Here is a 24,069-nt window from a genome sequence, read left to right as displayed (position 1 = left end):
TTTCTGATACTCCTAGTTCGTATGTTCATGATCCTAAAGTGCACCAGCATTCAGCGATAAAGATGAATTCCCAATCCAAGAATTATCATCAATATCAGGAGCGGCAAAGCGATATGCACCACCAGCAGGGTCGTCAGGCAGCCGTATCCAGGCGGATTCGAACCAATCAATCTCTTGGTTCGATTGGCATCGCTCAAAAAGATGATGTTGGATATGAATCCAAGGAACCAAAATCCCACGTAGTACAGAAGAAGCGAAAGGAAGGCCTTTCCAGTGAAGGATTTGTTGGCATGGAGGGCAAAAGCCATCTCACTTCCCAGGCCGGCGTAGGCATTTGGACGAGCCTGCCCGGGGGCCAGGCTCTGCGCCGGGGATTGCGGCGCTGGTTGCGCAGGAGCAGACTGTCGCGCCACCACCGGCACAGATGGAGCGACGGTTTGCACGACAGGCCGATCGAACGGGATGGGGCGGGCCGATGCCAGCAATTTTTCAAATTCCTGCCAATCCAGCGAAACATGCTGGCCGAAGGTGACCAAGTCGCGGCGGGAGACGGCATGAATGATGATTTTTTTGCCATTCACATAAGTGCCGTTGCTGGAGTTCAGGTCTTCGAGAACGATCGTATTCCCTTCGACGCGGAGCTGCGCATGGTGCGCAGAGACCCCGGGATGATCGATGATCAAGGTATTATCGGGTGAACGGCCAACCGTAATGATCCAGGCGCCGGATCCATTCCCGGAGGCCGCCATCCTACAACCGCAGGCGCCGCAAAAACGGGCATCCGTCTCGATATGCGCATTACAGGAGGGACATTTCATTAGGTATCCAGCCTTTTCTCTTTCACGGAATCAAGTCAAGGGGATTAAATCCTTCCTTGAACCTATCAGTGGCGTCCTTTATATTATAGATAATTTCACACTTGTAGGAACAGAATCCTTCGGTCCGATCTTCGTCCCGTTTCTCTTCCCGGCGCGGCGCCGAGTGTTGCTCTCTGCCGTACACGGTGCCGCACTCCTTGCAATGCAAACTGACGGTGTAGGGCACTTGCACCATCCCGCAGGATTCACAATACCCTTGATCATGGGTGACCGAATAGTTGTTTTTCTCAAGGAAGGAGACATGATGGGAGGTCACCGTATTCGTAACCTCTTTATTGCATATTTTGCAAGTGGTTATTTGACCACTTTGAACGGCATAAAATGGCAGGAAGAAAATCATGAGCAGGACAAAAACAAATACACCCCCTCCGATCAGCAGGGGATAGAGATAGGGAGAACGGATTGTTGGCTTGGCGGAGGCAGGCAACGGTACATTGGCTGTGGAGGGGGGCGTATATTGGGGCGGCAGGACAATAGGGTGGGATGCAGTACTTTCGAAAAACTGGAATTCGCTGGCACCGATTCTGAAAGTGTCGTACGAACGGAGGTGGACCAATTTTATACTGGTGTTGCCCAGATAGGTGCCGTTGGTGCTGCCAGCATCCTCGAGATAGAATCCTTTGCTCCGCTGAATGATCCGGGCATGACGTTTCGACACTTTCATGTCCGGAAGGACGATGTCGTTGGCGTGGCTTCTGCCAATCGTCGTTTCGGCAGCGGTCAATACAAATAAGCGCCTCGCACCGGTCATCTCTACTAGTTTTGCTGGCATGAGAACCTCTCGAGATAATCTCCTGGTTCACTGATCACCCCCACCACGCCCCACACGGCCAGGCATATCCCGGGTGCGCGGTTTGGCTTGGCTAGCTGGATCGGCCAGCGGCGCCGTATCTACGTCCCGGCCCGCGACTGGGCCTGCGGTATGCTCATCCAGGACAGATCCCGCCACATCAGCTCTTGTTCTTATTATAGGCGCAACCGAGCGGAAAATAGAAAATTTTAATACTTTTTTTCCAAATTTGGAGATTTTCCCCCATGCGGGTATAAAGGCATGACGCTCCATAGGACCGGAAGAGAAGCGTCGGGACAGGTGGGCTGCAAAAAGTGGGAGGCCAGTGGTTCGGATGATTGGGCGGGGACGGCCGGGATGAAAGTGGGAGAGCCGTAGGGCAACCGCCCTGGCGCCCGCATAAACGCCAGGGCTACGCTGCATTCTTTACATCACGATGAATTTATCCCGGCTGGTGCCGCAGATCTCGCATTTTTCATCGCCATCCTCGCCGATCTCGACATTACCACAAACCGGGCAAAGATAGATCTTGGCAGTGCTCAGATCCTTGCCCGCCTTGAGCGCTTCGACCGCTTTGAGGTAGAGTTCATTGTGGATCCTTTCGGCCTTCATGGCAAAGGTGAAGCTGGAGATCGCCGCTTTGTTCCCTTCGGCCTCGGCATCCTTGAGGAACTCGGGGTAAATGCTTTTGAATTCATAAGCCTCGCCGTCGGCTGCAACCTGAAGATTCTCCAGAGTGGATTTAACCCGTCCCAGAACACGCAAATGCGCATGGGCGTGGATCGTTTCCGCTTCGGCCGCCGCGCGAAAAAGCTTGGCGATCATCGGGTACCCCTCGGCATCGGCCTTTTTGGCGAAGGCGAGATAGGTGCGGTTGGCCTGGCTTTCCCCGGCGAATGCATCCTGGAGATTTTTTTCTGTTTTCATTTCTTGCCTTTCTAATTATTATTAATTGAGTTAGCTGATTATCAGCGTACCGTTCCGCCTTATCCATATCGTGCCGCTGCCAGTAAGGCTTCGATCAGGCTGGTGGGATTAGCCTGATTCTTGCCCGCGATGGCGAAGGCCGTGCCGTGATCCGGTGTGGTACGCAGAAACGGCAGACCGAGGGTGAAGGAGACTGTACGGTGAAAATCAAGGGTCTTGGCGGCAATGTGGCCCTGGTCGTGATAAAGTGAGAGCACGGCCGTATACCCTCCCTCGCGGCAAAGGTGAAAGACCGAATCCGCCGGTATCGGTCCGCATACATCGAGCCCGAGGCGGCACGCCTCCGCCACCGCGGGCGCCAGGATGAGCGCCTCTTCATCGCCGAAGAGCCCCGCATCGCTCGCATGGGGATTGAGGGCAGCCAGCGCGATCCGCCGCCGCTGGAAACCGAGCTGCTTCAGGCCGCGATCGCTCTCAACCAGCCCTTCGACCACGCTGGATGATGTCAGGGCATCCGCAACCCGCCGCAGCGGGATGTGCTTGGTGAGAAAAAAGATACGCAGATTGTCCACCACGAACAAGGTCATCGGCTTCAGGCTGGTGGTTAGCCCCGCCAGTATTTCAGTATGGTCGATGTAGGGCACGCCGCCCTGCTGCAGCGAAGCCTTGTTGATCGGGGCGGTCACCAGGGCTTGAATCGACCCCTTTAGGGCCCAGTCAATGGCGATGCGGATGTAGCTAAAAGCCGCCCGGCCGCAAGCGCCGTCCACGCACCCCATTTCGACGGGCCGCCGGATCTCGCCGGCATCCACCAGCTGAACCGCCGGCAACGCCAGACCGGTCTGCGCCCTGGCCTGCTCGATCACCGACCGGTCGCCGAAGAGAATCGGCTGCAGCGCCTGCTGCACACGCGGATCCTGGAGCGCCTTGAGGACGATCTCGGGACCGATACCGGCCGGATCGCCGAGGGTGACGCCGATCCGCGGTTTCACATCACCCCCGCCTGCTGCAACACCCCGACACCCTGGAGCAGCTCCTCGAGCGTGACCGGTTGATGCGCCTCGATGATCCGCAGACTTTCTTCATCCAGGTACGGCACCAGGCGCTTAAAATCAAAGGTCCCCATGCCCGGGGCCAGATGATCCTTGAAACCGCGAATGTCATGGAGGTGCATGCCCGCCAGCTGGCCCTTGAACCGCTCGAGAAAATCACGTTCGTGATCCAGCAACCCCAGCCGGGCAAATATCTCGGCATGGCCAACGTCATGCCAATAACGCAGCTGCCCACCGGCAAACTCACGGAACAGGATATCAAATTCAGCGCCGATGGGGATCTGGGAGAGGCGGTACCGGTTCTCGACGCCGATTAAAATGCCGAGCCGGACCGCCTCACGGTGCAGGGCTTCGACCGTGCGCAGCAGGGGCGAGAGATAGGGGGTGATTCTGGAGTCCCGCTCGGCTTGCAATTCCGCGATCCGGCTTTGGAAATCCCCGGAATCCTCGCCGGCGGCATCATGCAAGGTGAAAAGTTCCGCCATCTTGAAGTCCATAGGTATTACACCGAGATGAAAGACGGCAAGAGCAGCCCCCAGCTCGGCGGCAGTTTGCAATGATTTCAGCCCGAATTCCACCGCCTGCTTGCGCTCCTGCTCGTCCAACGAGGCGGGATTGAACAATGCGGCGACATTGGGATGTCCCTCATAGCCGGGTGGCGTCGGGCAGTAATTATGGACGCTGTAGACGGTGAATTCACCCCGGCGCAGCCGCGGCAGCATTTGCTCCAGTGTTGCGCGGCTGACGCGATAATCAATTTCCAGCCCTGTGAGTCCTGCAGCACCGAGGGCGTCGAGCAGTGCATGGCCGTCGAGGATCCGCGAAGAGAGCCAGGAGGTAGAAAGACCGCATTTCATTACGCATCATGTCCTTGTGTTGATTCGGCAGCCAATCCGGCCGGAGCCATCACTCCCGGAACCGCCGTAGTCCCTCGGCATAAGCGGCAAGCCGGGCGTCCACCCGCCCGAAGATAGTTTCTGGGGGATAGAGGCCGTGGGCGTCGCGCACGCCGGCGGGCATGCCGGTCAGGATCTCGATCCCCTCTTCGATCCGCTCCACCGCATAGATCACAAACTGGCCGGCGCGCGCTGCTTCGATGAGATCATTCTTCAGCATCAGGTCCGGCACATTTTGTTTGGGGATGATCACCCCCTGGCTTCCGGTCAGGCCGCGCATCCGGCAGATCTCGTAAAATCCCTCGATCTTCTCGTTGACCCCGCCGATCGGCTGAATCTCGCCATTCTGGTTGACCGAGCCGGTGACCGCGAGGTCCTGGCGGATGGGCAGGTCGGCCAGCCGCGAGAGCAGGGCGTAGATCTCGGCGGAAGAGGCGCTGTCCCCGTCGATGCCGCCGTAAGACTGCTCGAAGCAGAGAGAGGCATTGATCGAGAGCGGCCGGTCCTGGCTGAACTTGCCCTGGAGGTAGCCGGAGATGATCAGCACCCCTTTGTCGTGGGTCGGGCCGCTCATGGCCACCTCGCGCTCGATATTGATAATCCCCTCCCGCCCCATCGAACTCCGCGCCGTGATCCGTACCGGCATGCCAAAATGATAATCCCCCATGCTCAGGACGGTCAGGCCGTTCACCTGGCCCACCCGGGCCCCATCGGTGTCGATCAGGATAAACCCCTCCCGGATGTTCTCGCGGATCTTTTCCTCGATGAGATTCAGCCGTTGATCCGCCGCAGCAAGGGCTTGCTCGACATGGCGGTGGGAGACGATATCCTGCTTGTCCGCCCGGGCAAAATAATCAGCCTCGCGCAGCAAATCGTTGATATAGGTGAAGCGGGTGGTCAGTTTGTTCTGCCGGCCGGCCAGGCGCACCCCGTATTCGGCCACCTCGGCCACCGCCGTGGCATCAAAGGGCTGCAACTCCTGCTCCTCGCACATCCGCTTGATGAATTCGGCATAACGGCGTAGATTGGTGGCGTCGTTGGGCATCTCCGAATCGAATTCGGCCTTGATCTTGAAGATCTTGCGGAAATCATCGTCCGCCGCATAGAGCAGCTGATAGAGATAGGGGTCGCCCAGCAGGATCACCTTGACGCGGAGGGCGATCGGCTGCGGTTTCATCGCCGTGACGGCAAAGAGGAGCGCCGGATCATTGGCATTGATCTCGGTCTCGCCGTTCTTGAGCATACGTTTGAGATTCGACCAGACGCCCTCCTCGAGCAAGAGGTCCCGCGCGTGCAACACGAGAAAGCCGCCGTTGGCCTGGAGCAGCGAGCCGGCCCGGATATGGGTGAAATCGGTGCGCCACTGTCCATTGCGATCCATCAGGCGTTCGATGCTGCCAAAGAGCCTGCCATGGGTGGGCGAGTTCTCAAAAATGATCGGTGCAAAAGCCTTGCCCTCGTTATTCACTAGGACGTTGACGCGGTACTCAAGGAAGGGGTCCACCGCGGCATCTGAGCGGGCAGTCCCTTCCCCTTCCTCGCCATCGGGCTTGCGCTGGAATTTGCCAAGGTTTTCCAGGAGGCTCTTGAGCACTGCATCGAGATACTCGCTCACCGGTGCGACGGCGAAGGCCGTCCGCACCTCATCGAGCGCCTCCGCGATCACCGGCTTGACCGCATCGTGCTCAAGTTCGGCCAATCGGGTCTGTTTTTCACGCTGCAATTTTTGGTTGAGCTGAATAAGCCGGGCGAGCTCTTTGTTCAGCTCAATGTACTGTTGCTGGATCACGGCGACCTGGCGATCATCGAGCTTGCCCTGGCCTACCAATTCGCCCAGGCTCTCCAGGGGGACCGGCTGCCCGTCGATCAGCGGTAAAACATCGGGTTTGGCAAAAGGACCCACCTGCACCTGAACCAGGGTGAATTTATCCTGCTGCGCCCGTTTCTCGAACTGCTGCAGATTCTCGGCCTGCTGCAGCGCATATCGTTCAAGCAGGGTTTCACGCCTCTTCCGGATCCGCTCGCTCTCCAGGACCGCCGGCACGGCAACCTTGAGCTGGTTGATGCAATCCTCCATGGCTTTGCGGAACCGCACGCCTTCACCCGCCGCAAGCTGGATCACCCTCGGCTGGTCGGGCAGCGTAAAATTGTAAATGTAGCAAATATCTTCCGGCACGGGCTTGCGAAATCGCGGATCATGCAGCATCAGATGCACCGTCGTCCGCCGGCCGGTCCCGGTCTCGCCGGAGACGAAAATATTGTAGCCGGGATAATCCATTTCAAGCCCCAGCGTCAGGGCGCGCAGAGCTCGCTCCTGGCCAAGGATTGTGCGGTAACTCTCCAGTTCGGCCGTCGACTGAAAGCTCCGGACATATTCATCGCATTCCCATCGGAGCTGTTCCACAGGAAGCGGTTTGGAAAAGGGACTCATGGCATACTCCTCGTGGATCGGCCGCTCACTCCATCCGGATTCATAGCGGCCGGTTTACTCGAAAGCAAACTCGATCTGTTCCAGCCGTTTGCGTTCCTCGACCACCTCACGGTACTCCTGCAGGAGCGCCTCCTCCACCCGTTCGCCGCCTTTCATGCGGACACGCAGGATTTCGATGCGGGCATTGAGCTCGGCAATACGGATGGTGTTGAGACAATCGAAGGCATAGCGCTCGGGATGCAGCGGTTTTTGCTGAAGCTGCAGGGCGCGGGTGATGCGCTCCGCCACGGCCGGCTCGCGGATCAGGGCGAGCATGCGCTGCAGATCGAAGGGTACACCCTCAAGGGCGTCGAGCTCACAGGCCTGAAAGACAGTGCGAACATCGGCATGGAGGAACTTGTCGGCGGTGATCAGCGCGAGAATCCGCGGCAGGAATTCCGGCCGGGTCAGCGCCACTTCGAGCAACCCCAGTTCGGCTGCACCGCGCTTGCTTTCAAGATAGCGGTCGCCCATGACCGGCTGGGCGCCGCGCTCCTCCGGCCGGACCTGGAGGCGCGTGCGCCGCTCGAGCTTGTGGACCTCGGCCCAGAGCACCGCCTCCTCTACGTTCAGCTTCTCAGCCAGGTCGCGCAGCAAAAAGGATTTCTGGATGACATCAGTGACCCGGGCGATCGAGGCAAGCAGTTCCCGCGTCGATTCCGCCTTCTGGGTAGGCGTCCGCAGCAATCCTTTCTGCTCCAGGCTCTTCATCTTGAAATCGATGAGCGGCATCCCCTGCTGCAGTTGCTGGCGCACGGCCTCCGCGCCGTTCCGGCGCACAAATTCGTCGGGATCCTGGCCCCCGGGCAGGAGGCAAATCCGGACGTCAAACCCATGGGCCAGAAGGATCTCGGCACCTCGCAGCGAAGCAGCGGCACCGGCGGAATCCCCGTCATAAAGGATGACGGCGCGGGCGGTATAACGGCGCAACAACCGCGCGTGCTCCTCGGTCATCGCCGTCCCCGAAGTAGCAACCACCTCCTCGATTCCGGACAGGTGCAGGCTGATCAGATCGGTATAGCCCTCGACGATCACCACGCAGTCCGCCTGGCGCACGGCCTCACGGGCGAGGTCGAGGCCATAGAGGATGAAGCGTTTCTGATAGACCGGCGTCTCGGGCGAGTTGATGTATTTGGGCGAGGAATCCTCGATGATCCGGCGCGCCCCGAAGGCCACCACCTGCTTGCTGAGCGAACGGATGGCGAAGGTAACCCGCCCGCGGAAGCGGTCATAGATCCCGCCCCCCTCCTTTTGCAGCACCAATCCGGCTTTAAGCAGCAGTTCGGGATTGACCGACCTGGCACGGGCATGCAGCAGCAGCCCATCCCACTTGTTCAGGCTGTAGCCGATGCCAAACCGGCTAAACAGCTCCGGCGTCAGACCGCGCGACGCCAGATAGCGACGCGCCGGCTCGGCCTCCGCTTCGCGGAGCAGGTTGGCCATGAAAAACTCATTCGCCAGCTGGTTGGCGTAAAAAAGGGCCTCCTTCTCCTGCAGCTGGCTGAGATCCTCTTCCTCCTCGGGTAGAACTATTCCGGCAGCCTTGGCCAGCAGGCGCACACTTTCGGGAAAGGTGAGGCTTTCCACGCGCATGATAAAGGTGAAGACATTACCACCTGCGCCACAGCCGAAGCAGTGAAAGATCTGCAGGTCGGGGTTGACGCTGAACGAAGCGGTCTTTTCCGGATGAAAGGGGCAGAGGCCGAAGTAATTCTTGCCGCGCTTTTTCAGCGTGACATAGCCGGAGACCACATCGGCGATATCACTCGCCAATCGCACTTGATCTATTTTATCCTGGGGGATCGCCACCAGAAATGCCTGTCCAATTTTTTAACAGAATTCGCTTGACTTTTTGGCCATTTGTTAATATGATGATAGATAGCGCAGCAAACCGAATCCTCCCGTTCCGGATGCGGGGCAACGTGCGGGAGTCCCTTGTATAGCTGATCAAAAAGGAGTGATGCATCGTGTCTAAAAGGACTCTGCCGTATCTCTTGGAACAGAGCGTGGAAAAGTACCCGGATAATATCCTGCTCTGGGAAAAAATGGGAAGCCGCTATGAGGGCACCACCTACCGTGAGGCCCGCCAGCAGGTCCAGCTTTTCGCGGCGGGATTGCTGAGTCTCGGCATCCAGAAGGGCGACCGCATCGCCCTGATCTCGGAAGGCCGTAACGCATGGGTCATCGCTGAACTCGGTATCCTCTACACCGGGGCGATCAATGTGCCCATCTCGGTTAAAGTGGACGAACTCGCGGATCTTAAATTCCGCATCAGCCATTCTGGATGCCGCATGGCTGTGGTGTCGGGAAGCCAGGCCCACAAGATCAAGGCTATCAAAAACGATCTTCCCGTACTGGAAAAGGTGATCCTCTTCGATGAGAACGGCACCCATGACCCGGATGAAATTACATTACAAAATCTGCTGCAAAAAGGCAAGGAATATCTCGAACGCAGCCCCCGACTCTTCGAAGAGAGCTGGCAGGCGGTTGAGGAAAACGATGCCGCCAACATCTGCTACACTTCCGGCACCACCGCCGATCCCAAAGGCATCATCCTCACCCACCGTAACTACACCGCCAACGTCGAACAGGCCTGCTCACTGCTGCCCATCCCCGAATGGTACACCTCCTTGCTCATTCTGCCCTGGGATCACAGCTTTGCCCATACCGCCGGCATCTATACCCTGATGAAAAACGGCGCCAGCATAGCTTCAGTCCAGGTGGGCAAGACGGCCATCGAGACCCTGAAGAATATCCCGATCAACATCAAGGAAACCCGGCCGGTCTTCCTTCTGAGTGTGCCCTCGCTAGCGCAAAATTTCCGCAAGAACATCGAGAAAGGCATCCGCCAGAAAGGCCCCAGGGTCGAGGCCCTCTTCAACAAAGCCCTCAAGACCGCCTATGTTTACAACGGCCTCGGCTGCGACCGCGGCAAGGGCTGGCGCGCCGTTTACAAACCCCTGGTGCTCTTGTATGACAAGCTCCTCTTCAAAAAGGTGCGCGAAAACTTTGGCGGGCGGCTCGAGTTCTTCATTGGCGGCGGCGCCCTTCTCGACATCGAACTGCAACGGTTCTTCTATGCCATCGGCATCCCGATGTTCCAGGGCTATGGACTGAGTGAGGCCGCGCCAATCATCTCGGCCAACGTGCCTCGTAAACACAAACTGGGTTCATCGGGTTCGATTGTCGCCAACCTGGAGGTCCGTATCGGTGACGAAAAAGGGGCGGACCTGCCCCGGGGCGAAAAGGGCGAGATCATTGTGCGCGGGGAAAATGTGATGGCGGGCTACTGGAAGAATGAAAAGGCGACCAGCGAGGCGCTACGCGACGGCTGGCTCTACACAGGCGACCTGGGTTACATTGATGAGGAGGGTTTTCTTTACGTGCTCGGGCGTTTTAAAAGCCTGCTGATCTCCAACGACGGCGAAAAATACAGCCCGGAGGGGATCGAGGAGGCGATCTGCTCGACCTCCAAGCTGATCGACCAGATCATGCTTTACAATAACCAGTCCCCTTATACGGTCGCTTTGGTGGCGCCGAACAAGGAGGCCCTGCTGCGCCAGCTCCGTTCGAAAAACCTGTCACCCCAGAGCGATATGGGGCAGCGCGAAGCCTTGAAGGCGATTGAAGCGGAAATCGCCCGCTACCGTGAGGGCGGTGAATATGCCGGGATGTTCCCGGGCAAGTGGCTGCCGGCTGCGATCGCGGTGCTCGGAGAGGGCTTTACCGAGCAGAATCATCTGCTCAACAGCACCCTCAAGATGGTACGCGGCAAAATCGTCGAGACCTACCGCCCGCGGCTGGAGTATCTCTTCACCGCGGAGGCAAAGGATATCTGCAACAAACAGAACCTTACGATCATCTCGCGCCTGGAGGAGTAACGCCGGATCTGTCGGCTGAATGACAAGCGTGGGGGGGTCGCTCCCACTCTCACACCCACCCCGCGCTCCTCTCACATCCACCGGCTTCCCCGAAAAAAATAGGTGCAGAACGCCCGCTAGGCTCTTTCCCACCGGCTTACCCAAAAAAAAAGGGCAGCGCTGTGCTCAGTCGCTGCCCCAGAGGCAATGGAAAGGAAGGAAGGAGGGATTCCATGCTGAAAACGGACATCCTGGCGTCGATCACACCTGAACCGGCACAACCGCCCTGCTTGCTCCACCGGTCCGGTTCGCTGCTCGTTCCCTTTCACCGCATCGGGTTCTGATCGTGTACCGCGCCGGGTCGCCCCCCCGAAGGCTGCAACCCGAAGCCACGGCCAGTGCCATCTCTATACAACCCCTCGTCCTGGACACGGACAAAACCGCTGCCTTGCATTGTTGCCAAATCGCTCCATGCTGCCCACAGACCCTCCAGGAGCCGTTTTCATTCTCTTGCTCAGCAAAAGCCGTGCCAACAGAAAAACTCCGGCACGGGCTTTTGTACGCTTGAACCGGGCATACGTTGCACCCGATAGTGCAGCTGGTTTGTTTTAAAGTGAGACAGAAAGGCCGAATTGACTCAGGGCGGAGCAGCCGCGCGTCCAAGGGTTCGGGTGGGCACGAGAGGAACATCGGATTGGCGCGAGGTCGTGAGCGCTGGGTCGACACGAGAGGAGTGCCGGGTGGGAGCGAGAAGCAGTTGCCGCGCAAACGCCTCACAAGGCGCGCTGCACGCGGCGGACCAGTTTTTCCTGCAGTTCGGCCAATGCCTCTCCTTGTGGCCGCTTGCGCCGCCAATCCTTCATCGCCGCAGCAACCGATCCTAACACCTCCGCTTCGAGCTCACTGCGCAGCTTCACCCAGGGCCTGCGTCCACCGGCCAGCCGGTCGGTGTCGAGGTAGGACGCCAGGGCTTTCTCGGGATAGAGCCGGGCGCGGATGCGTGTAAAGTCCTGATTCAGCCGCGAACCGCCCGATCCATCGAAGCAATCGGGAACCTGGCCGCTCGCCGGCCACAGCGGCAGGGCGACTGCGGCTACCGGTTCTCCGAGCAGCAGCCACATCGTCGCCAGCGCCGGATCCTCACCTGCTTTGACCCCTTGAAAAAGAGCGCACGCGACCGTGCGGTAACGGTTGATGGTACTCTGGGTGGGGATGAAGCCTTGCGGCGCGCCCTCCGTGGCGCCTTTGAAAGGCAGAGGATAGGGATCAAGCTCATCGCTGGTGAGATCGCGCACCACGCGACTGAGCAGGAAGGGCAGATCGATCTTGCCGGCGGTGAGGCGTCCCGCCAAGAGGCTGCGGGCGCGATGATAGCGCCAACAGCCATAGGCCTCATCGCCCTTGCCCGTCATGGAGAAATTGGCACGCACAAGCAGGCCGGCGGGAACCAGCCCGGAGTCCTGCGGTGTGAAGCGGGTGTGGCGGAAATTTCCCGTTTCAAAAAAGGCCGCTCCGCCGAAGGCATCGATGCAGCCGAAATTGGCGCGGGTGCCGCGCCCCGCCAGGGCGGTCTGGCGCAGCAGGGCATCCAACTCCTCGACGCGCGCACAGCAGCCAAGAGCCTGCTTCATGAAATAGCCCTCGGCATCGGCGCTGTCGCCATCCTGATCCATCGATTCGGAGTTCATCAGCGCAAAACCAGCGGTGTTCATCCCCATCCAGACCTGGGTGGTATCGCCACTGTTGATCACGCCGATAAAGTCATAGCGGGGTCCATGAAAAAAGTGCGCCGAATTCTCGCGGGTGCTGCTGTCGCGGTTCTTCCAGAGGAGCGGGCGGCCGTCGGCCGTCACCGCGCCGCTGATCACCGCCACGGTGCACTCCTCCTGCGCCAGGGCTGACACCGCCCACAGCAAGAGGATGAAAAGACCTTTTCGCAACCGGACATCGTTCACGCCACGCTCCTCTCCCCCTTGGGCAGGGTCTGATTGAAGGTCTGATAGAGAAAAAGACGCAGATTATCCAGCGAGAGGTCATACTTCAAGGTCCCTTCCACGGCCACCGAGATCCGACCGGTCTCCTCGGAGACGACTATGACGACCGCATCGCTGTCCTCGGAAAGACCGACTGCAGCGCGATGCCGCGTGCCGAGGTTGAGCTGCGGATCGGTGTTCTCGCTCAGGGGGAGGATGCATCGGGCGGTGTCGATGACATCATTGATGATGATCACCGCCCCATCGTGCAGGGGCGACCGCGGATTGAAAATGGAGACGAGCAGCGCGGCCGAAACCTCCGCCTGGATGCTCACTCCGGTCTCGGTGACCATCTTCATGCCGGTCTCGCGCCCCATCACAATCAATGCCCCATAGCCGCGCTGCTGCAGCTGCTCGGTTGCATCCACAACCTCATCGATCACCTTGCTGCCGCTCACCTTGACAAAATAGCGAATCACCCGGCTTTGACCCACCGAGAGCAGGATGCGGCGCAATTCCGGCTGAAACAGGATGACGAAAGCCACCAGCCAGACGGTGCGCAAATTCTGGAAGATCCAGCTGATGCCACGCATTTGCAGGAGCGGGGTGAGGATCGAGAAGAGGAGGATGATGATCAGGCCCGCGAGCATCTGGGCTGCGCGCGTGCCGCGGATGAAGGCATAACTGCGGTAAAGGACAAAAGACATGATGAGGATGTCGGCGATATCCATCACCGTGACCGGGATGAAACCGATTTTGAAGAGGGTCAGGGGCATCGGTCACTGCTCGGAAAAGGAATCATTCAATTGCGGCCCGGACTCCCGGTTACCGGGGAGGAGGGCGCCTGCTCAGGGCTCGAGGCGACCACAGCGGATGGCATCCGCAACGCGCACCACCCGGGCCATCGGCCGGACATCATGGACGCGAACCAGCCGGGCGCCGTTGAGGATGGCGGCCGTCACCGCGGCGGCGGTGCCTTCCACCCGTTCGCTGACCGGCAGATCGAGGATCCGGCCGATGAAGGATTTACGCGAAGGCCCGACCAGCAGTGGCAGACCCAGCGACTCGAAGCAGCCCAGATCACGCAGAAGGATCAGATTATCTTCAAGACGCTTGCCGAAGCCGATGCCAGGGTCGAGGACGATCTGATCGCGCCCCACCCCGGCCGCCTCAGCCATCGCGAGCTGGTGCTTGAGAAACCGGCTGACCTCCGCAATCACATCCTCATACCAGGGATTCAGCTGCATGTCGCGGGGCGTGCCCTGGATATGCATCAGGACCAGTCCGGCGCCGCTGCGGGCGACCAGAGCGGCCATCCCGGCGTCGAAGGTCAACCCGCTGATATCATTGATGATGTCCGCCCCCGCCGCCAGGGCGGCTTCGGCGACTGCTGCTTTGTAGGTATCGACGGAGAGAGGGATGTCCAGATTACGGCGCAAGGTAGTCAGGACCGGGAGGATGCGTTCCATCTCTTCCTCCACGCTGACCGGGACCGAGCCCGGCCGCGTGGATTCGCCGCCCACGTCGAGGATATCAGCGCCGGCTGCGACCAGCTCCCTGGCCCCCGCCAGGGCGGCGGCGCCGGAAAAATAACGCCCGCCATCGGAGAACGAGTCGGGCGTAATATTGAGAATGCCCATGATCAGGGTGCGCCGGCCCAGCTCGATCCGGCGGCCGCGGCAGCGCCACAGGTACGAGGCCACGGGATCAGGCCTGGGGTTTGCTGGCTTCACCCTTAGACCGGATTCGGGAGGAGCGGGCGGATGCGGCGGTCTGGGGCGACGCGTCCGAATCTGATGAGGTGCGCCTCCCGGATTTGCGCCCGCTTCCGCCGGTGGTCTTGTTGGGGCGTTTGAGCTTGGGGAGCGCTACCCCGTTCATGATCTTGTCGATCTCCTCGCCGTCGAGCATCTCGCGCTCGAGCAGCGCCCCGGCGATGGCATGGAGTAGATCCACTTTCTCGCGGAGCAGCCTGGCGACATCCGCCGCAGCGGTTTCCACCAGGTCGCGGATCTCCTGATCGATCAGGTGAGCCGTGGCTTCGCTGTAATCGCGATGCTGCGCGATCTCGCGCCCGAGAAAAATCTCCTCCTGTTTCTCGCCGAAGGTGAGTGGTCCCAACTTTTCGCTCATGCCCCACTCACAGACCATCTTGCGCGCCAGTTCGGTGACCCGTTTGATGTCATCTCCGGCCCCGGTGGTCAACTCGTTGAGGATCAGCTGCTCGGCAGCACGGCCGCCCAGAAGCTGGCGCATCAGCGCCAGACAGTAGGTGCGGCTGTAGTTGTGCTTCTCATCCATCGGTAGCATCGTCGTTATACCCAGCGCCCGGCCGCGCGGGATGATGCTCACCTTGTGCACGGGATCGGAACCCGGCGTTAGCCGGGCGACCAGCACATGCCCCGCCTCATGATAAGCGGTACTGCGTTTTTCATCCTCGCTGATCAGCAGACTCTTGCGCTCGATGCCCATCAGCACCTTGTCCTTGGCCTCTTCAAAATCGACCGCCTCGACCTGGGTCTTGTCCTTGCGCGCCGCCAGCAGGGCGGCCTCATTGACCATGTTTGCCAGGTCGGCGCCGGAAAAGCCGGGCGTGCCCTTGGCCAGGATGGCGAGATCGACGCTTTTGGCCAGCGGGATCTTTTTAGTATGAACCTTGAGAATGCCCTCGCGGCCGCGCACATCGGGACGGTCGACGACGATCTGGCGGTCGAAGCGTCCAGGACGCAGCAGCGCCGAATCGAGCACATCAGGGCGGTTGGTCGCAGCAATGAGAATCACCCCCTCATTGCTGTCGAAGCCGTCCATCTCGACCAGCAGTTGGTTCAGGGTCTGCTCGCGCTCGTCATGGCCGCCGCCGAGGCCGGCGCCGCGGTGGCGGCCGACCGCATCGAGCTCATCGATGAAGATGATACACGGGGCGTTGTGTTTGCCCTGCTCGAAAAGATCGCGGACGCGGGAGGCGCCAACCCCAACGAACATCTCGACAAAGTCGGCCCCGGACATGCTGAAAAAGGGGACCCCCGCCTCTCCGGCCACAGCCTTGGCCAGAAGGGTTTTGCCCGTGCCCGGAGGCCCGAGCAGCAGGGCGCCTTTGGGGATCTTGCCGCCCAGGCGCTGGAATTTCTCCGGCTCGCGCAGAAACTCGATGATCTCGCGCAGTTCCTGTTTGGCCTCATCGGCCCCTGCCACGTCGGCAAAGGTCACGTGCGGCATGTTGTCGGTCCACATCCGCGCCCGGGATTTGCCAAAGGCGAAGATACCCTTGTTATTGGCGCCCTGCATCCGGCGCATGAAAAAAATCCAGATGCCGATGAAGAGCACCCACGGCAAAATATAGATCAGCGAGCCCCAGATGCTCGGCCCGCTCTCCTTGAAAAGGATTTCGACCTCATACTTCTTGATCCACTCGTCGAAGGTCTCGAGGTTGGCCCGCGGCGGCAGGATCACCTGGAAGGCACGCTGCCCCTCGAGGGCGGCACTGGCCCGCAGCTGGCCGTGGACGGTATTCTCCTCGACCGTGATTGATTCGATCTTGCCTGCTTCGAGATATTGCTTGAAGCTGTCATAGGTGAGCGTCCGCGCCTTGGGGGTTTGTTTGGCAAATTGCTGCGAAATCGCCAGGGCGAGAAAAATCAGCCCCATCCAGATCACCAGAGGCCGCACCATCCGTCCCCATTGCGGGCCGTCAGGCTGGTTGCGCTGGGGGCCGCCGGAACGCCGCGGCTGCGGATTGGGCCGGCGCGACGGACGGCCGCCATCGCCCGGCTCGTTCTGGTTCAGGTTGCTGCTCTTTTTATCATCAGGGTAGGACAAGAGAGGTACCTCGGTTAATCCATCACATAGACCGCCGGCAGGTTGCGCAGGATCTGTTTATAATCAAGCCCATAGCCGACGACAAATTCATTGGGGATACTGAAACCGACGTAATCGATCGGGATGTCGGTTTCGACATTTTCCGGCTTGATCAACAGGGTCACGAAACGGAGCGAAGCGGGCTCAAGAGCCATGAACTTTTCGTGCAGGAACTTGATCGAGCCGCCGGTATCGACAATGTCCTCCACCAGAAGGATATCTCGTCCCTTGACCTCGGCATTGATGTCCTTGAGCATCCGCACGACGCCGGAGCTGACCTTGGCATTGCCATAGCTGGAGATCTTGATAAAATCGACTTCCAGATCGATCTCGACATGGCGGATGAGATCGGCCATGAAAAGGAAGGCGCCGTTGAGCACACCGATCATGATTGGTTGCTTGCCACGGTACGCTTCGGTGATCTGGCGGCCCATCTCGGCGATGCGCGCCATAATGGTCTCGCGGCTCAACAGGGTGCGGAAACCACCGTCGTAGACTACTTTTTCAAATTCAGAGCGTTCCATCAGGGTTGCGTTCCATTTTCAGCTGTAAGACACTTGTCGTCTCTGCTGTTACGCGAAAGGGTTCGCCGGAGCGGATGCCGCATACCCAAACCACTTGCTCTCCGCACCACAGCAGGGGGACACGGCTGCGTTCATAGACCGGCGTGCCCGCTTCTGCGAGCAAGTCAGCGACCTTTTTATGTCCGTGCAGGCCGAGAGGATGAATGCGGTCGCCGGCCCTCAGGCTGCGCACCCAGAGGGTGCCGTTGAGTCGGTCGCCGTCGATCCAGGCCAGGCGGGGATCGCGGTTTTTCGCTATCTGCTCTAACGGCAGGTCCGTCGCTTTTATTTCAAGCGTCCAGCCGTCCCACAACGAGGTGCGTCCTGGAAAGGCCGGATAGATTGGGCCGTGGCCGCCACGCTGAGCCGACAGCAGCACCAGCCGGTGTTCGGTCTGCCAGAGTTCGGCGCCGCCGACGCTGAACGCGCGATCGGTGCGGCCGGCGGCGATAAAGCGATGCCAGCCTTTCCAAAAGGCGGCATCGAGGTCACCGGTTCCGCCGCTGATACGGCGCCAGGCCTCCTGAAGAGCATATTTCTGAAGAATAATAAAATACGATAAAAAGGGCTCTTTTTCAATAACAATTTTGCCCCAGCTCTCCTCCACCCTGCAGCGGTCCAGAGCCTCTCGGGCCGCAGAGCAAAGGAAGGCCTCCGTTTCGCGGAGATGGTCTGCCGTGCGGCAGAGGGCGGATTCGATGCGGGGATTATAGGTCTGCAGCAGTGGCAGGAGTTCATGGCGGATGCGGTTACGGCGGATGCGGCGGTCGCGGTTACTGGCGTCCTCGCGCCAGGTGAGGCCGCGGGCCTCCGCCCAGACGGTGATGGCCGTCCGGCTGGCGAAGAGCAGGGGACGGATGAGCCAGAGCGGCTCCGGCTCGGAAGCGGCCGCATCCGCCGGTTCTCTGGCTGACGCAGCGGGGCTGCGCGGGGCGATACCCGCGAGGCCGCGGGCCCCGGCGCCGCGGATCAGGCGGTCGAGCACGGTTTCGGCCTGGTCTCCGGCATGGTGCCCGGTGGCGATGACCGTGCAGCCGCGGCGACGGGCGGTCTCCTGCAGAAAAGCGTAGCGCAGCGTGCGTCCGGCGGTCTCAAGACTAAGGCGATGCTGGCGGGCCCAGGCGCGCACCTCGCCGCGGCCTGTCTCGCAGGGAATCGCGCGTTCGGCACAAAGCGCATGGACAAAGGCTTCGTCGCCGTCGGAGTCGGCGCCGCGCAGCTGATGGTTATAGTGCGCTGCATAGAGCTCGAGCCGCCATTCCGGGGCCAGCTGCGCGAGGAGGTCTACCAGGACGACCGAGTCGATCCCGCCCGAAACGGCGACCAGAATCCGCGTCCCCGACCGGAACAAATCGTGCTCACGGATATAGGCGATGAATTGTTCGATCATGCTTCCTCGCATCGCTGCTGCGGCCGCCTCCGCACCCGCCCGCTGTCATTTCTTGAGCGCCGAGGTCAGGAACACCACGCCGACTGAAACCGAGGTTTGCTGCTCTTTTTTCCAGAAGAGATTCATGCCAATCAGCGCCGAACCCACCAGGAGAAACGTCAGGCGGCTGCCCGCGACCTTCTTCATCGTCTTCTTCACCTTGCGCGGCAGCGAGCGCGTTCGGTCAATCTCGTGCTCCACCGCCGCAACGGTTTCGGTGAGGCGGGCAACCAGGGAGCCGGGCATCGCAAAGAGGTCGGTGAGGTCCGTGGCGCCCTCACAGGTTTTGAACACCTTGTAGAGCCGCTGCAACTGCAGCAGGTCCCGGGCGGTCAGCCCGTATTTTTTCAGCAGTCCCGCCTCGGTGGGCGCCAGGGATTCCATTCTCCCCAGATCGGCCATCTCGAGGCCGGCCAGATAGTCGGCCACCTGGCTGAAAAAGTCCTGCCACTCCGGCCCCTCAAGCAGTCTGCTCAGCCGGTCCAGCGCCGTATCGATCACCTGACTGCCATTCTGACGGCGGCCCTTGAGGTAAAGATCCAGCCCCCGCTGCACCTCTCCGAGGGCGAGCAATGCGGCATGAAATTCCTGATCCAACCCTGCACCTCCTTCACCGGCACCCTGCGAAGAGGCCTCCTCCCCTCCTCGCGGCCCACCGTCTAGTCGAAAATCTGGTTGCGCACCATCTTCTCCACATCCCAGGGCGCCGGATCCCCGCCCAGATAGCGGTGAAACCAGTCGAGATGAGCAGTATAATAGAGCGGCATCGATTTGAGGCCATCCGGCCAGTGGCCGTCGTTCTCAAAAACAATCAGCCTGGAGGGCACGCCCTGTTTTTGCAGGGCCGTGAAAAACTCGAGGCTCTGGGTATAGGGGACGCGAAAATCCTTCTCCCCGGTGATGACCAGACAGGGGGTCTTGAACCGGGCGGCATAGATATGGGGCGAAAGTGTGTCATAGAGCGGCGACTGCCAAGGGGTCCCGCCGAGGTCGAACTCGGGGAACCAGAGCTCCTCGGTCGCGCCGTACATGGCGGGCAGGTCGTAGACCCCCATCATCGCCGCGATGGCCTTGAAACGGTCGGTGTGCCCCTCCAGCCACATCATCATGTACCCCCCATAGGACCAGCCCATGGCCCCCAGCCGCCCGGCATCGATGTAAGGCAGCCGCGCCAGAGAATCGGTCACCGCCATGACATCCTCAAAGACCTTCCCACCCCAGTCTTTGGAGATGGCCAGGGTGAACTCCTGGCCGTAGCCGGTCGAGCCATGCGGATTGGGAAAGGCGACGACATAACCCGCCCCGGGATAGACCTGCCAGTCACCGCGAAAAGCGTCCGCCCATTGCATCTGGGGACCGCCATGGACGTTGAGGATGAGCGGGTACTTTTTCACGGGATCAAAATTGTGGGGTTTGACCACGAAGGTATGGATGCGCTTGCCCGTGGGCGAGGCGATCCAGAGTTCCTCGGCCGGCCGGATATCCACGGCCTCGGCGATCGGCTGATTGAAAGCGGTCAGGCGCCGAATCTGGTCACCCTTGGGCAGGCTGGCGCGCCAGATCTCGGCCGGTTCGCCGACGCTGCGGCGGATGCAAAAGACGCTGCGGCCATCCGGTGCAATCTGGAAATTGTCGATACTCTTGAGATCAAGGAGTCGGCGGAGGGTTCCCTTCTGCACATCGACCTGATAGAGCGGGACATGGCCCTGCACATCAGCGGTGAAATAGAGACTGCGGCTGTCAGCGGCCCACTGAAAGGTGCCGACCCAAAAGTCGAAGGCCTCGGTCAAAATGCGGCGTTCGCCGGTCTGGCGGTCATGGAGGGCCAGGCGTTTGCGGTCCGATTCGTAGCCAGGGACCTCCTGCAGAATATAGGCGATATAGCGGCCGTCCGGTGACCAGGCGGGTTCGGCATCATAGGCGGGATTGTCGGCGGTGATGTTGAGCGAGTCCCCGCCGCCGAGAGGCTGCAGCCAGAGATCCTTGTCGGTGGTCTCGTAATCATTGCGGTCGGGATTAACCGCGAGGCAGAGGGTCCTGCCGTCCGGCGAGAGGCTGTAGCCGGCGGTGCCGCTGGCACCGGCATCGGCCGGCCGGTCGATGGCGCCGGGGGTGAGATCCGTCAGCTGGCTGTCCGCGAGGGCGTACCGGAAGGTATGGATGACACGGCCGTCACGCCACCAGGTCCAGTGACGGTAGAAAAGGCGGTCGGCAAGGTGCGCCTGCACCGGCCCTTTTTCCATGGTCTCGAGGATCTTGTGCGTGGCGTGGTCATCGGCGCCGCATTCGGGAAAGACCTCGCTGGTGAACAAAAAGCCGCTGCCGTCCGGCAGCCACTTGAGATCCGACGGAGTAATGGCCAGGTCGGTGACGCGGCGCGCCTCGCCGCCGTCCACCGGCAACAGCCAGATCTGGGTTCCCGATGCGCGGCCGGAAAGAAAAGCGATCTGCCGGCCATCGGGGGACCAGCGCGGCTGGTAATCACCGCCGGGGCTGAAGGTGAGCTGACGTAAGCCGCTGCCGTCGGCGGCCATGATCCAGATATCGCTGTTGCGTTCCGACTTGGCCAAGTCCTGCGTGCCCACCACAAAAAGGAGGTGCCGGCCGTCGGGGGCGATCTGGAGATCGCTGATGGATTTCAGGGCGTAGAGATCGGAGATCTGAAAGGCGCGTTTCTCCGCTGCGGTGAGGAGCACCGGCAGGAACAAGAAGAGCAGCCCAAAGCGTTTTTGCATTCGGTTATCCTTTATACCATTCTTTTTTAGGTTGGTAGCTGGTACGCAACGCCCGCCGCCGCTGGTGACGCTGGAGGGCAAGGTCAATCAGTTCGTCGAGCAGAGCGCTGTAGGGCAGTCCCGAAGCCTCCCACATCTTGGGATACATGCTGATGCGCGTGAAGCCAGGGATGGTATTAAGTTCACTGAGGAAGAAGCGGCCGGTCGTCTTTTCCATGAGGAAATCGGCACGGGCCATCCCCTCGCATTCGGTGGCAACGTAGGCGCGGATGGCGGTCTCCTGCAGATCGCGCAGTTGCCCGGGACTGAGGCGGGCCGGGATCTGCAGATCGCTGTTGTCGTCGACGTATTTGGCGTCATAATCGTAGAATTCATTGCCGGGGAAGACCTCTCCGGCGACCGAGGCGCGGGGGTGTTCGTTGCCGAGGAGGCTGATCTCGAGCTCACGTGGCTGGACAACGGCCTTTTCGACCAGCACCTTGCGGTCGTACTGCAGAGCCTCCTCGATCGCGTTAAAAAGCTCGCGGCGGTCATGGGCCTTGCTGATGCCTAGGCTCGAGCCCAGGTTGGGCGGTTTGACGAAGAGGGGCAGGCCGAGGGCGTCGATCAGGGAGCCGACGATCTCCTCCCGGGAACGGTTGGCGAGCTGATCCGGAAGCGCCGGAAAGGGTTCATTGCCGCCCTCGGAGCGCCAGTCAATGTCGCGGAACCAGAGGAAATCGACCGTGGGGATGCCCTGCTGGCGGCAGATGTGTTTCTGGACGATCTTGTCCATGGCCATGGCCGAACCGAGCACGCCAGCGCCGACATAGGGGATATCCATGAGTTCGAGCAGTCCCTGCAGGGTGCCATCTTCCCCGAAGGGGCCATGCAGAGCGGGAAAGACCACATCGAGCTTTTGTGCCGGCAAGAAGCCAGCGGCGCTCTTCGAAACCAGAAGATGGTGGTTTCCGGCGTCGTTGGAGAGCTGGGCGGCGAGGCCCATGCGGTGCTGCTTCAGGTTTTCCAGCACCTCCGCGCCCGCCAGCCATGCCCCTTGCTTGCTGATGCCGATCGGGACGATCTCGTATTTGGACTTGTCCAGGGCTGCAATGATAGAACCGGCGGTGACCAGAGAGACTTCATGCTCGCCTGATCGCCCTCCGCAGATGATGCCGACGCGCAGTTTCGCCAAATGCCACCTCCCTATTACGCGGCTTTTAGGATATGCCTTGGGTAAACCTATTTAAAAACAGCGAAAAAAACAAGGGAATTATCGGAACTCCGGGCTCCGGGCGAAGAAAAGAGCTTGTAATTGAATGCTATAGGGAGTATATTTCGCCAATGCGAATGGCATTACCTTGCAGGATTATTAAAAAGGAGCAATCATGTCGTCCAAATCCCTTAGCGCTCTGGACCAGGCCCGGCGGCTGGCTGTGCTGGCGCCGCGCATCATGGGCGCCTTCCACAGCCTTAACCGTCAGCATCCCGTCGGGACTCCGGTCACCATGCGGCAGTATCAGACCCTGATCCTGCTCTCGGTGCACGAACCCCTCACCGTCACGGAGCTGTGTGACAAGCTGATGCTGGCGGCATCGACAGGGACCGAATTGGTCAACCGGCTGCTGCAGCTCCAGCTGGTGGAGAAGCACACGGCGGAAACGGACCGCCGGCAGGTGGGCATCCGGCTCACCGAGACCGGACGGGAGGTAATGGAACAGCGGCAGCGGGATATGGTGGCGATGTTTGAGCATCTTCTGGCCGAATTCGGTCCCGCCGAAGCGGCGGAGCTGATGGCGGCCTTTGAAAAGATCGACGGCCTGCTGCAGGCCCACCTCCATCCCTCGCAGCAACCGCAGGCGCCGCCCGCACCGGGCCAAAAGGCTGACGTGTAAAAGCCCTCGAGAGCATCTTGAGGGCTTGTTCGTTTCCGGGGTGGTCCGGGAGCGGTCTTGAATCCTCTGGCCGGGTGGGGAAAATAAAAAAAGCCCCGGGACAAACCCGGGGCTCAATAAAAATCCGGCGATTACCTACTCTCCCATACGGTCTCCCGAATAGTACCATCGGCGCTGAAGGGCTTAACTTCCGAGTTCGGAATGGGATCGGGTGTAACACCTTCGCTATGATCACCGGAATATCCTGACAACTTGAAATTGAGTTAACACATTGTATTGCTACTTTTATTGGAGCAGATAACCATCTGCTGCAGATATAAAAGTTTGGTTAAGCCGCACGGCTTATTAGTACCACTCGGCTGAACATGTTACCATGCTTACACCTGTGGCCTATCGACCTCGTCATCTACGAGGAGCCTTTAGCGCCTTGCGGCGGGGATATCTAATCTTGGGATTGGCTTCGCGCTTAGATGCTTTCAGCGCTTATCCGTTCCGAACTTGGCTACCCAGCCATGCCGCTGGAGCGACAACTGGTGCACCAGAGGTTCGTCCACTCCGGTCCTCTCGTACTAAGAGCAGCTTCCCTCAAATATCCTACGCCCACGACAGATAGAGACCGAACTGTCTCGCGACGTTCTAAACCCAGCTCACGTACCGCTTTAATTGGCGAACAGCCAAACCCTTGGGACCTACTTCAGCCCCAGGATGCGATGAGCCGACATCGAGGTGCCAAACCTCCCCGTCGATATGAACTCTTGGGGGAGATC

At 60.0% G+C, this 24,069-nt stretch carries 18 protein-coding genes and 2 rRNA genes; 2 read left to right on the top strand and 18 right to left on the bottom strand.

The window, feature by feature from the left end; genetic code table 11:
* Nucleotides 1-50: 50 nt before the first annotated feature.
* From PLH32_13670 to dnaG, 7 genes are all read right to left on the bottom strand, one after another.
* Complete coding sequence (locus tag PLH32_13670; GenBank protein ID HQJ65655.1) at nucleotides 51-749, bottom strand: FHA domain-containing protein; 699 nt, start codon at nucleotides 747-749, stop codon at nucleotides 51-53.
* A gap of 91 nt (nucleotides 750-840) precedes the next feature.
* Complete coding sequence (locus PLH32_13665; protein ID HQJ65654.1) at nucleotides 841-1,650, bottom strand: FHA domain-containing protein; 810 nt, start codon at nucleotides 1,648-1,650, stop codon at nucleotides 841-843.
* A 444-nt stretch (nucleotides 1,651-2,094) separates the two neighbouring features.
* Nucleotides 2,095-2,595: a rubrerythrin family protein gene (locus tag PLH32_13660; protein ID HQJ65653.1), complete on the bottom strand. Its 501-nt coding sequence runs from the start codon at nucleotides 2,593-2,595 to the stop codon at nucleotides 2,095-2,097.
* Nucleotides 2,596-2,654: 59 nt separating this feature from the next.
* Entirely contained in the window at nucleotides 2,655-3,587 is a 933-nt protein-coding gene (gene pdxA, locus PLH32_13655) for a 4-hydroxythreonine-4-phosphate dehydrogenase PdxA (protein ID HQJ65652.1), read from the bottom strand.
* Nucleotides 3,584-4,504 carry a TIM barrel protein gene (locus tag PLH32_13650; GenBank protein ID HQJ65651.1) on the bottom strand — a complete coding sequence of 307 codons (921 nt, stop codon included), beginning with the start codon at nucleotides 4,502-4,504 and terminating at the stop codon, nucleotides 3,584-3,586. The genes pdxA and PLH32_13650 overlap by 4 nt, the downstream gene beginning before the upstream one ends.
* A 49-nt stretch (nucleotides 4,505-4,553) precedes the next feature.
* Nucleotides 4,554-6,974 carry an ATP-binding protein gene (locus PLH32_13645; GenBank protein HQJ65650.1) on the bottom strand — a complete coding sequence of 807 codons (2,421 nt, stop codon included), beginning with the start codon at nucleotides 6,972-6,974 and terminating at the stop codon, nucleotides 4,554-4,556.
* 54 nt (nucleotides 6,975-7,028) lie between these two features.
* Nucleotides 7,029-8,822 (bottom strand): DNA primase, encoded by a 1,794-nt coding sequence (gene dnaG / locus PLH32_13640; GenBank protein HQJ65649.1) that lies wholly within the window; start codon nucleotides 8,820-8,822, stop codon nucleotides 7,029-7,031.
* Nucleotides 8,823-8,980: 158 nt separating this feature from the next.
* Here dnaG and PLH32_13635 point away from each other — a divergent pair, with 158 nt between their 5' ends.
* Complete coding sequence (locus tag PLH32_13635; protein HQJ65648.1) at nucleotides 8,981-10,894, top strand: AMP-binding protein; 1,914 nt, start codon at nucleotides 8,981-8,983, stop codon at nucleotides 10,892-10,894.
* Between the two features lie 752 nt (nucleotides 10,895-11,646).
* Here PLH32_13635 and PLH32_13630 read toward each other — a convergent pair.
* The 9 genes from PLH32_13630 to PLH32_13590 form a co-directional block, all read right to left on the bottom strand.
* On the bottom strand, nucleotides 11,647-12,828 hold the full coding sequence (locus PLH32_13630; protein HQJ65647.1) for a peptidase C45: 1,182 nt from the start codon (nucleotides 12,826-12,828) through the stop codon (nucleotides 11,647-11,649).
* Nucleotides 12,825-13,622, bottom strand: coding sequence for a diadenylate cyclase CdaA (gene cdaA / locus PLH32_13625; GenBank protein ID HQJ65646.1), 798 nt, complete (start codon nucleotides 13,620-13,622; stop codon nucleotides 12,825-12,827). The genes PLH32_13630 and cdaA overlap by 4 nt, the downstream gene beginning before the upstream one ends.
* Before the next feature lie 72 nt (nucleotides 13,623-13,694).
* Entirely contained in the window at nucleotides 13,695-14,549 is an 855-nt protein-coding gene (gene folP, locus PLH32_13620) for a dihydropteroate synthase (GenBank protein HQJ65645.1), read from the bottom strand.
* A 4-nt stretch (nucleotides 14,550-14,553) separates the two neighbouring features.
* Nucleotides 14,554-16,515 carry an ATP-dependent zinc metalloprotease FtsH gene (gene ftsH / locus PLH32_13615; GenBank protein HQJ65644.1) on the bottom strand — a complete coding sequence of 654 codons (1,962 nt, stop codon included), beginning with the start codon at nucleotides 16,513-16,515 and terminating at the stop codon, nucleotides 14,554-14,556.
* A gap of 161 nt (nucleotides 16,516-16,676) precedes the next feature.
* Nucleotides 16,677-17,225: a hypoxanthine phosphoribosyltransferase gene (gene hpt / locus PLH32_13610; GenBank protein ID HQJ65643.1), complete on the bottom strand. Its 549-nt coding sequence runs from the start codon at nucleotides 17,223-17,225 to the stop codon at nucleotides 16,677-16,679.
* Nucleotides 17,212-18,654: a tRNA lysidine(34) synthetase TilS gene (gene tilS, locus PLH32_13605; GenBank protein ID HQJ65642.1), complete on the bottom strand. Its 1,443-nt coding sequence runs from the start codon at nucleotides 18,652-18,654 to the stop codon at nucleotides 17,212-17,214. Before tilS ends, hpt begins: the two co-directional genes overlap by 14 nt.
* 45 nt (nucleotides 18,655-18,699) lie before the next feature.
* A complete protein-coding gene (locus PLH32_13600) occupies nucleotides 18,700-19,290 on the bottom strand; it encodes a hypothetical protein (GenBank protein HQJ65641.1) in 591 nt (196 codons plus the stop codon).
* A 62-nt stretch (nucleotides 19,291-19,352) separates the two neighbouring features.
* On the bottom strand, nucleotides 19,353-21,428 hold the full coding sequence (locus tag PLH32_13595; GenBank protein HQJ65640.1) for a S9 family peptidase: 2,076 nt from the start codon (nucleotides 21,426-21,428) through the stop codon (nucleotides 19,353-19,355).
* A 4-nt stretch (nucleotides 21,429-21,432) separates the two neighbouring features.
* Entirely contained in the window at nucleotides 21,433-22,602 is a 1,170-nt protein-coding gene (locus tag PLH32_13590; GenBank protein ID HQJ65639.1) for a D-alanine--D-alanine ligase family protein, read from the bottom strand.
* A gap of 193 nt (nucleotides 22,603-22,795) precedes the next feature.
* Here PLH32_13590 and PLH32_13585 point away from each other — a divergent pair, with 193 nt between their 5' ends.
* The gene (locus PLH32_13585) at nucleotides 22,796-23,302 is read left to right on the top strand and encodes a MarR family winged helix-turn-helix transcriptional regulator (protein ID HQJ65638.1); all 507 of its coding nucleotides are present in this window, start codon (nucleotides 22,796-22,798) and stop codon (nucleotides 23,300-23,302) included.
* 122 nt (nucleotides 23,303-23,424) lie between these two features.
* On the opposite strand, the gene rrf is transcribed toward PLH32_13585, so the two are convergent.
* Nucleotides 23,425-23,541, bottom strand: a 5S ribosomal RNA gene (rrf, locus tag PLH32_13580).
* A gap of 85 nt (nucleotides 23,542-23,626) precedes the next feature.
* Nucleotides 23,627-24,069, bottom strand: a 23S ribosomal RNA gene (locus PLH32_13575); the annotation flags it as partial.

It is taken from the genome of bacterium (assembly GCA_035419245.1).
Lineage (GTDB): Bacteria > Zhuqueibacterota > Zhuqueibacteria > Residuimicrobiales > Residuimicrobiaceae > JAKPUX01.
This window is presented reverse-complemented; position numbering and strand designations above follow the sequence as displayed.